This window comes from Pseudomonas sp. EGD-AK9, from assembly GCF_000465935.2.
GTDB lineage: Bacteria > Pseudomonadota > Gammaproteobacteria > Pseudomonadales > Pseudomonadaceae > Aquipseudomonas.
The window spans coordinates 1-2,778 of sequence record NZ_AVOF01000384.1; the positions used below are offsets into that span (position 1 = coordinate 1).

Below are 2,778 nucleotides of genomic sequence, written 5' to 3' on the forward strand. Positions count from 1 at the left end.
GCACGCTGCTCGCCCTGCAGGCGCGTGGCGGGCTCGGCGGCGGGCAGCGCGGCGTACCAGCCGCAGCTGGCGTCGTCGTGGGGCAGATTGATGCTCTTGTTCATGCTTGCGCCCTCAGGCCACGGCCCGTTGTGCGTTCTGACAGGATTGCAGCCAGCTGTTGCGCTGCGCTTGGGCTTGCCGGCCGAGCAGGACGAAGCCGCACAGGGTGCCGGCGGTGTCGTAGTAGCCGGCGCTGAGGCCATCGGCGGTCGCCGTGCAACGCCATTCGCCGGCTACGCCGACGGCCGGCGGCAGCAGGCACAGCGGTGCGGCCGGGGTCTTCACCGTCACCGGCATCAGCGGGTAGCTGACCGTGGTTGGCTGGCCGAGCAGGGTCTTGCTCAGGGCGGCGATGCCCTGGTTGATCGGCGCCAGGTAGGGCAGCAGCTGGCCGTCGATCTCGATGCAGTCGCCCAGGGCGTAGATCCCCGCTTGCGAGCACTGCAGGCGGGCATCGACCCGGATGCCGCGACCCACGGCGAGCCCGGCGCTTTCGGCCAGGCCCAGGTTGGGCCGCAGGCCGACGGCGGAGAGCACCAGATCGGCGTCCAGGCCCTCGCCATCGGCCAGGGTCAGGCGGTAGCCCTGCTCCAGTGCGTCTATGCGCTGCAGAGTGTTCTGCAGGTGCCACTGCACGCCCAGCTCCGCCAGCGCGGTCTGCAGCTGCCGGCCGGCCTCGGCCGGCAACAGGCGCTCCATCGGCCATTTACCGAGGCCGATAACGCTGACCTCGAAGCCGCTGGCCGCCAGGTCATTGGCGAACTCGCAGCCGATCAGGCCGTCGCCGAGGATGGCGACGCGGCGCACGCCGACCAGGCGCTCGCGGAAGCTGCGATAGTCGTGCAGGTTGTTGACGCTGAGCAGCGCGTCGCTGGCCCCTTCGATGGGCAAGCGAATCGGCGCCGCGCCGCTGGCCAGCACCAGCTGGCCGTACTCCATCTCGCCGATAGTGGTGTGCAGGCGTCGCTCCGTGGTGTCGATGCGCTCGACCCTGCAATGCGGGTAGACGCGAATCTTCAGGCGCCTCTCGATGGCCAGGGCCGACTCGCCGGCCAGCGCCTCGGCGCTCTTGCCCTGAGCCAGGCCGATGGACAGCGCCGGTTTGGAGTACAGGTGCCCGGACTCCTGGGTTAGCACGCGGATTTCAACCTCGGCATCGGCGCGGCGCAACGCCTGGGCCAGGCCATAGCCGGCATAACCGCTGCCGATGATGACGATGGGCTGACGCACGCCAGCCGCAGGTTGTGCGGGCGCCGCCGGGGGCACCGGCAAGGGCGTCGAGGGGGTCGCTGCCGCGGCGACTACCGGGCTGATGTCGAGCATCTCGAAATCTTCCTTGCCGACCTTGCACTCCGGGCACTTCCAGTCCGCCGGCACATCTTCCCAACGGGTGCCGGCGACAATGCCGTCGTCCGGCCAGCCCAGGGCCTCGTCATAGATCAGGCCGCAGACCACACAGAGCCAGGTCTTGAACATGTCGTTCACTCCCCCGCCACGCGAATGGCGACGTTCTTGGTACGTACGTAGCTATACAGCGCTTCCTGGCCCTTCTCGCGGCCGAAACCGGACAGCCCCACACCGCCGAACGGCGTTTCGATGCCGCCGGCATACCACTCGTTGACGAATACCTGGCCGGCCCGCAGGCGCCGCACGCAGCGCATGGCGCGGCTGATGTCCTGGGTGAAGACGCCGGCGACCAGACCGAAGTCGGTGCCGTTGGCGATCTCGATGGCCTGCTCCTCGCTGTCGAAGGGGATGATCGCCAGGACCGGGCCGAACACCTCTTCCCGGGCGATACACATCTCGGGGCGCACATCGCGGAACACGGTCGGGCGCATAAAGTGCCCGGCCCTGTCGCTGAAAGCCTCGCCACCGGTGGCCGCCACTGCGCCCGCGTCGACGGCGCGCCGGCACAGGCTTTCGATGCTGGCCAGTTGTGCGGCGCTGACCACCGGGGTGAGGTCCGGGTTGTCCTGGCCGAGGCCGACGGACAGCCCTTCGGCCAGCTCGACCACGGCGGCGACGATCTCTTCGTAGATCTCGCGCTGCACCAGCAGGCGCGACATGGCCGAGCAGACCTGGCCGGCATTGAAGAAGATGCCGCCCTTGACGCTGGCCAGCAGCTGCTGGCGGTCGACGTCGGCGAAGGCGATGGCCGCCGACTTGCCGCCCAGCTCCATGACGCTGGGAATCGCATTCTCGGCGGCATCGCGCAGGATGGTCTGGCCAGTGGGCACCGAGCCGGTGAAGACGATCTGGTCGACCTTGGCGCTGCTCACCAGATGCGCCCCGACCTCGCGGCCGCGGCCGCAGATCAGGTTGACCGCGCCCCTGGGCAGGCCGGCGCGGGCGATGGCACGCAGCAGCACGCACAGGCCCAGCGGCGACAGCTCCGGCGACTTGATCACCACTGCGTTGCCGGCAGCCAAAGCGGGTGCCAGGGAGCGGGCGCAGATGGACACCGGGAAGTTCCACGGCACGATCTGCGCCGACACGCCCATGGGGTCGTAGAGGGTGAAGTCCATGTAGCCGTTGCCCAGCGGGATCGAGGTGCCCTCGATCTTGTCGGCCATGCCGGCGTAGTACTCGAAGTAGCGAGCGGCTTCGATGAACTCGTCGCGGGCATCGTTGAGGCTCTTGCCGTTTTCCTGGCACAGCACCCAGGCCCCCTCCTCGGCCACCGCGCGAATCTCGGCGGCGGCGCGCAGCAGCCAGGTCACCCGCTGCGCCGGGCGG

2 protein-coding genes and 1 pseudogene are annotated in these 2,778 nt (G+C 69.3%); all 3 read right to left on the reverse strand.

Annotation, left to right across the window (positions count from 1 at the left end):
- Positions 1-114: 114 nt before the first annotated feature.
- Complete coding sequence (locus N878_RS16850; protein WP_256218099.1) at positions 115-1,365, reverse strand: FAD-dependent oxidoreductase; 1,251 nt, start codon at positions 1,363-1,365, stop codon at positions 115-117.
- A pseudogene (locus N878_RS29590) lies at positions 1,354-1,518 on the reverse strand (rubredoxin); the annotation flags it as partial. The gene N878_RS16850 and the pseudogene N878_RS29590, both read right to left, overlap by 12 nt.
- 5 nt (positions 1,519-1,523) lie before the next feature.
- Positions 1,524-2,778, reverse strand: a 1,255-nt coding sequence (locus N878_RS16855) for an aldehyde dehydrogenase family protein (RefSeq protein ID WP_021444775.1), incomplete at its 5' end; no start/stop codon positions are given.

What these genes read in the sequence shown, in the direction of transcription:
- N878_RS16850 (WP_256218099.1), bottom strand. Translation starts at nt 1,365, where the DNA reads ATGCTCGACATCAGCCCGGTAGTCGCCGCGGCAGCGACCCCCTCGACG.